Source organism: Rhizobium sophorae (assembly GCF_013087515.1).
GTDB lineage: Bacteria > Pseudomonadota > Alphaproteobacteria > Rhizobiales > Rhizobiaceae > Rhizobium > Rhizobium sophorae.
Genome location: NZ_JABFCN010000018.1, coordinates 1 through 6,105, shown reverse-complemented (window position 1 = coordinate 6,105; position 6,105 = coordinate 1). Strand labels below are relative to the sequence as shown.

Annotated in this window: 6 protein-coding genes and 3 pseudogenes; 5 read left to right on the top strand and 4 right to left on the bottom strand. The window is 55.6% G+C overall.

Going from position 1 to position 6,105, the window contains the following annotated elements:
- From G9X64_RS36530 to G9X64_RS11255, 3 genes and pseudogenes are all read right to left on the bottom strand, one after another.
- Positions 1 to 224: pseudogene (locus tag G9X64_RS36530) on the bottom strand (polysaccharide biosynthesis protein); the annotation flags it as partial.
- 108 nt (positions 225 to 332) lie between these two features.
- Entirely contained in the window at positions 333 to 599 is a 267-nt protein-coding gene (locus G9X64_RS11260) for a hypothetical protein (protein ID WP_171376571.1), read from the bottom strand.
- Positions 596 to 763, bottom strand: a complete 168-nt coding sequence (locus tag G9X64_RS11255; RefSeq protein ID WP_171376570.1) for a hypothetical protein — start codon at positions 761 to 763, stop codon at positions 596 to 598. Before G9X64_RS11255 ends, G9X64_RS11260 begins: the two co-directional genes overlap by 4 nt.
- 1,339 nt (positions 764 to 2,102) lie before the next feature.
- Between G9X64_RS11255 and G9X64_RS37270 the strand changes: the two genes are divergently transcribed.
- Positions 2,103 to 2,342, top strand: coding sequence for an SGNH hydrolase domain-containing protein (locus G9X64_RS37270; protein WP_376766394.1), 240 nt, complete (start codon positions 2,103 to 2,105; stop codon positions 2,340 to 2,342).
- Between the two features lie 675 nt (positions 2,343 to 3,017).
- Here G9X64_RS37270 and G9X64_RS11250 read toward each other — a convergent pair.
- Complete coding sequence (locus G9X64_RS11250; protein WP_171376569.1) at positions 3,018 to 3,185, bottom strand: hypothetical protein; 168 nt, start codon at positions 3,183 to 3,185, stop codon at positions 3,018 to 3,020.
- Between the two features lie 146 nt (positions 3,186 to 3,331).
- On the opposite strand from G9X64_RS11250, the pseudogene G9X64_RS37350 reads away from it, so the two are divergent.
- From G9X64_RS37350 to G9X64_RS36520, 4 genes and pseudogenes are all read left to right on the top strand, one after another.
- Positions 3,332 to 3,441, top strand: a pseudogene (locus tag G9X64_RS37350) (IS5 family transposase); the annotation flags it as partial.
- 162 nt (positions 3,442 to 3,603) lie between these two features.
- Positions 3,604 to 4,665, top strand: coding sequence for a GDP-mannose 4,6-dehydratase (gene gmd, locus G9X64_RS11245; protein WP_171376568.1), 1,062 nt, complete (start codon positions 3,604 to 3,606; stop codon positions 4,663 to 4,665).
- Entirely contained in the window at positions 4,666 to 5,616 is a 951-nt protein-coding gene (gene fcl, locus G9X64_RS11240; protein ID WP_312864037.1) for a GDP-L-fucose synthase, read from the top strand.
- 160 nt (positions 5,617 to 5,776) lie between these two features.
- Positions 5,777 to 5,934 (top strand): annotated as a pseudogene (locus G9X64_RS36520) (terminase small subunit-like protein); the annotation flags it as partial.
- Between the last annotated feature and the right edge of the window lie 171 nt (positions 5,935 to 6,105).

The window sequence follows — 6,105 nt, the reverse complement described above, 5'->3', positions numbered from 1 at the left end:
GAAACGACGACCGGCAACCATTGCACGCCGGTCAGCACCGTCCATTCGTTGAGGCGGAAGCAATAGGCGAGCCAGATCGTCAGAACACAAAAGCTGGAATCCACCAGCAAGGCCAGGGCGCGTTTGGCAACACGCGGCATCGCCAGCAGAGGGGCGACGAGCGCTTGCATCGGCACTAAGAACCAACCTGAGCGTGGCGTCTCAGTGGGAGTATTTTCAGGCATTGCTTACCAGCGTCTCGCAGATCAATGGACAACCACCTTCTTGTCGCTTTCTGCAACGAGCGCAACTGAAATAATCGGAAATTACGGTCTTCCGCACCGACTTATCTATCAGAAGTAGGTGATTAATGCCGTATGCCCTTGCCGCCCTTGTTCCGCGAATTTGCGCCAGCGTTCGGTGAATTTCCGATTCTTGTCCGGTGCGCCGGTGGCTTTGGAGATGATCACCGGCCGATTCGCTTCTCGATTGCCAAGCTCAATCTCCTCAAGGACTGTCAGATGGAGCTTGAGATCATGCTCGACGGCAAAACCTGTTTTTGTGTGCGATTTACGCAACACCATATTCTCGTTGATGTGGGACCAAAGCAGGCCCTTCATCCACCTGTTTTTTTATAGGTGATGCCGCCTTGGTCCACGTCGTCTGCTGGCTCCCACTCGCCGACAGCATCCTTTTGCCGCATCCATAGTTCGAACTGCAGAACGGTTGCGAGAGCGATCGACGGGTAGCCCACGGCATGCGCCGCAATGCGGACTGCTGCCAAATGGTCTCCTGTCATCACGGACGTGCGGGGAGGGGCGTTTTGAAACGGATTTTGGAAAGGATCGTATCGGCACGAAAGCAGTCGTCCAAACCCAAGATGACGCCGTAGCCGATCAATTGGCGAACCGTGTCCCTGGCATGCTTTGCACGCCAGGGGCGGGGAGGCATGCCCTCGGCTTTTGGCTCTCCTCATTGCGAATGCGGCGCTTGAAGTCTGCCCACAAGAGTTTTGCGATCCGGCGCGCGCTGCTGGTGGGGGCGCAGTTGGTGACCGCGTCGGCCTGGTGTTAGATGAGCGGGAGTCACGTCTATGCGGCGTTACGCAATCCCCACTGTCGGCCAGGGCGCGGCCGACTTGGAATTTGCATCCGGCAATGTGCGCGGCGAGAATCAAGGTGAGACTCATCCTGATCGCCGCGCCATAGGGAATGAATTTCCACACTCGCCACGCCGGTATGTCTTGAAGGTGAGCCAGTCCATTGCAGATCCGCGCAGGTCCTTGCACTCACGGCAGGCTGCGGCCATGTTAGCGAGCCTGGTCCAGCCCCTCCGGCGGTTGGTGATCAGATGCTCAAGCGTGGCTGTGTTCGGTGGGATGTAACCGGCAGCGCGAGGCATGAGGATCATCGGGGCAATCGCAGTAGCAACACGTGCCGCCCTGTTTTCAAAAAGATCACGAGTTAGAGCTCGCTTCACTCCGGTCTTCAAAGTGGTTCTCGTTGGCTTTCACGTGTATGCGCCCTGCCCCGTACGGAACGGGTGGCCATGCATCTCCCCGCTGGTCAATCGGATGCAATAGAGCTCCAGCCCATTTGCGGAGAGTGATCGGACTTCGATGACGGCGGAGTGGTCGTTGGTTTCTGCTCCTTCCAATGGACATGAAAGGCTTTGCAGAGGGCCCGATCGGCGTCTCATTGTTCGTGTTCAATATCGTTTTTTGGGAGCAGAGCGGATATTTCGACGCGGCTGCGAAAAACCAGGCACCCAACTCTCGCAGTGTCTTGCTTCCTTCCAGCGACTGCAGAGCTATGTTCCAAGCGACGTTGACGAGATCGTTGTCGCAATTCGTTGGACATTTCGCCTGTATCCGATCCCAGGAGAGACTGATCGGCTAACATTCGACAATGGCGAAGGAGACGAGGAGATCGAGGATTACTGCGAGAACTGTGCAGCCGTTAACGCGTTGTTCTAGACCGACGCAAGATCAAAGGACCTAGCGGTTAACGGCCTTCTACAAGGCTTGAAAAAACATCGGAAAAAGGGTTGTCGTAGTCTATCCGATACCTGAGTTGGGCTGGGATATTGCCAAAGTCAATCTTCACCACGCAGGGCTATGAGAGATATCGACATCCGAGGCAGTTTATATGGAGCGGAACAAGTTTGCGCTTGCTGTCCTGGACCAGATTGAAGAATCCGCATTGCTTCGAAAGGTGCGGCCAGCAGATGTTCTATGCAGCAATGGCGTCGACGGGAGGTGCTTCGGTCAGCGGGACGGACAACCACTTTATTATGATGATGACCACCTGTTGGCACCCGGGGCCGACATGGTGACCGATCAAGTTCTTAAGGCGTTACAGTAATCTCCAGGTCGGCTTGGATGGCCGGAATTCGTGATCGAATTCCCAAACTTTGACCGACGTGCCACGTTTCGACCTTAAAGCTCCGGTCTGCTCTTATGCATTAAGAACATGCATTGGAGGTGCATCGGACAACAATCTGTGGGACACGGAACACGCCGCGATGTTTGGCGCGAACTCGCTCGCTGCCGTGAACATCATGTTTGTTGATGGATAAGGGCATATATTCGCGGTAGGATGCCGCTGATGTTCTTACCAGGACTGCGAATGAGGTTCGCGAAGTTCGGAGGGTGCATCGGACCCGCAGGTAGGCGAACAATTAGAGGAAACTTGAGGCAATGGCCGCCTTGTGCCTGGGATACGCGAAGGATGCGTGATTGCTACAAGGGAAGCCCGTGACGGCGCCGACTATAAGATCAGGGCGTAGACATCGGCGCCAGCCGGCCGGTCTTAGGGGCGTGGATCTCTGGCCAGGCCGAGGGCACATAGGGATCACTCGCACTGGCAAATACGGTGGCCAAGACACAGACACCCAAAATGAACGCGGCAATTATTTTGCATGTCATCTCGACGCCTCACCAATCCAGCCGATCTTTCCAATGCAAGCACTGCGTGAACGAAACTTAATGAACCGCGCCACTCCCGGCAAGAGCGGCAGCGCCAGCCTCGCTTAAGCCCTTAACTCGGCGGTGCGCCGGGCGCCACTGCCTGCGGCGCATAAACCAAATGGTTGCCGTCCGCCTGTCGCACGAGGCGAGGGCCGTAAAGTCTGACATCGTCATTGAGATCGACATCAACGAACGCCACGCAGTCGCGCAGGCCGGCTTCCTTGGTGGGGGTGGACACACAGGATTTTCATGGTTGATCTCCTTGTTTTCGCGCAGGACAGCGCGCCCGCCGGTGAGCCGGCAGGTTGGTTGATGGTGATGAGTAGGGACGTCACCCGTGGATGACTGGAACGGGGCCTAATCATTTCAATAGTTAGGACGGAGGGTATTGAGAGCTTCTATGCCAACCTTAAACGGTGGCGTCGCGTCGCAGCCCGATGCGACAAACTTGCTGCTTCTTCAAGCTCGCAAGCATCATGCTATGGCTCAAATGATTAATTTGTCACCACCGCCTAGACTAGTTTCATTGTGCCGGTTCCGCGTCAACCGCAGAGACCTATAATACGCAAGTCGCTTAACCGGGCTTGGGTATACGGGGTTGCACTCGTTCGGTCGTTTCCATAAACACATCCCGAAGATTGAAGGCGACGTGAAAAATGACAAAAATTGCGCTTATTACTGGTGTGACTGGTCAGGATGGTGCCTATCTGGCCGAATTGCTTCTGAGCAAGGGCTATACAGTGCATGGCATCAAGCGACGATCCTCATCTTTTAATACCGGCCGCATCGAGAACATCTATCAGGATCCGCATGAAGCTCATCCGCGCTTCATCCTGCATTATGGAGATATGATCGACTCGACCAATCTCCTTAGGATCGTGCAGCAGACACAGCCCGACGAAATCTATAATCTTGCTGCACAAAGCCATGTGGGCGTCAGCTTCGAAACCCCTGAATATACAGCAGACGCCGATGGTGTTGGAACGCTGAGATTGCTCGAAGCGATTCGAATCCTGCGTCTCGAGGAAAAGACCCGGTTCTACCAGGCATCGACCTCGGAACTCTACGGTCTTGTGCAGGAAGTGCCGCAGAACGAGAAGACGCCCTTTTACCCGCGTTCTCCCTATGCCGCAGCCAAGCTCTATGCCTACTGGATCGTCGTGAATTATCGCGAGGCCTACGACATGCATGCGTCGAACGGCATTCTTTTCAATCACGAAAGCCCGCTTCGGGGCGAGACCTTCGTCACGCGCAAGATAACGATGGCGGTGGCTGCCATCCATTTGGGGCGGCAGGATAAGCTTTTCCTCGGCAATCTCGACGCCAAGCGTGACTGGGGCCACGCGCGTGAATATGTCGAGGGCATGTGGCGCATGCTACAGCAGGACAAGCCGGATGACTACGTCTTGGCGACCGGTGAGACGACGAGTGTCCGCCAGTTTTTAGAGTGGGCTTTTGCCGACGTGGGCATTGCTTTGGAATGGAAGGGGTCCGGCATCGACGAAAAGGGTTATGACTCCGCGTCCGGTGCCTGCCTTGTGGAAATCGACCCGCGGTATTTCCGCCCGACGGAAGTCGACCTTTTGCTTGGCGACCCGACCAAGGCACGTCAGAAATTGGGCTGGCACCACAAGACCCCGGTTCGCGAACTCGCCGCTGAAATGGTGCGTGAAGATATCAAGCACTGGAAAGCCATGAACAGCAGGAAAGAGATCTGAGTGTACGACCTGTCCAACAAGAAAATCTGGGTTGCCGGTCATCGGGGTATGGTCGGCAGCGCTCTTGTTCGCCGGCTTCAATCCGAAGAGTGCAACATCATCACGGCCACTCGCCGCGAGGTCGATTTAAAGCGCCAGGACGAGGTTGAGAAATTTGTTGAAGCAACGCGACCTGACGCAATCATTCTTGCCGCTGCCAAGGTTGGCGGTATCCTTGCGAATGACAGCTATCCCGCAGAATTTGTCTATGACAATTTGATTATTGAAGCGAACATCTTCGAAGCCGCCCACCGCGCGGGAGTGGACCGGCTTCTATTCCTGGGTTCAAGCTGCATTTATCCCAAGCTCGCACCACAGCCGATCTCCGAAGAGGCTTTGCTGACCGGTCCGCTCGAGCCGACCAACGAATGGTACGCGATCGCCAAGATCGCCGGCATCAAGCTCGCCGAGGCCTATCGCAAGCAATATGGCCGGGATTACATTTCGGCCATGCCGACGAATTTATACGGCCCTGGTGATAATTTCGACCTGAATTCCAGCCATGTGCTGCCTGCGCTTATCCGCAAGGCGCATGCTGCGAAACTTCGCAAAGACCCGCAGGTGGTCGTCTGGGGCACAGGCACCCCGCGCCGAGAATTTCTTCATGTCGATGACTGCGCCGACGCCTTAGTGTTTTTGCTGAAGACCTATTCGGGCTCGCAGCACGTCAATGTCGGCTCGGGGACAGATCTCGAAATCATCGAATTGACGCGCTTGGTCTGCCGCGTTGTCGGTTACGAGGGTGAGATCATTCATGATCTTTCCAAGCCCGATGGCACGCCGCGAAAGTTGATGAGCAATCAGAAGCTGCAGGACATGGGCTGGAAGCCGCGTATCTCGCTTGAGGACGGCATTAGAGCTACTTACGCTTGGTTTCTTGAGTTCGAAAATAGATCTGATCCGGCTGCTTGATAACATGTCTGCTGACGACCGAATCTCTCCATTCCCGCATCGATATTTGTGGTGTGGAGGTGTTACGGCGTCGGTGGCGGCTGGCAGGTGGGCCATGGAGGCGGGCACCCGATGAGTTTAGATGGCGTCTCGCCGCCCTTTCCCGCGGCCTTTTCCTGGGCGCTCGCAGCTCCGCATCCCAACCTGGCAGTAATTTGCTGAGAAGCTTAAGCCGAAAGTATGGCGCCAGTCGAGCCGGAACACGGCGTGACTGGCGAGGTGTCGCAGCTGCTGGAAGCTATTAATCTCAAGGTCCGCGGACTTCCAAGCGGCACTTGATCAGTTCTCGGACTGACGCTGGCGTCTAAACGTAAGCGGCAAGGAGACCCCATCTGGCGCTGCTGATGCTGAGCGGGATATTTCGGACATACGACTTCTCTGAATGTGAGGATTGACCTGCCTCTGAATCTTCATCCAACGGCGATTAGAGCCTCGGCGGTTTTCGATACG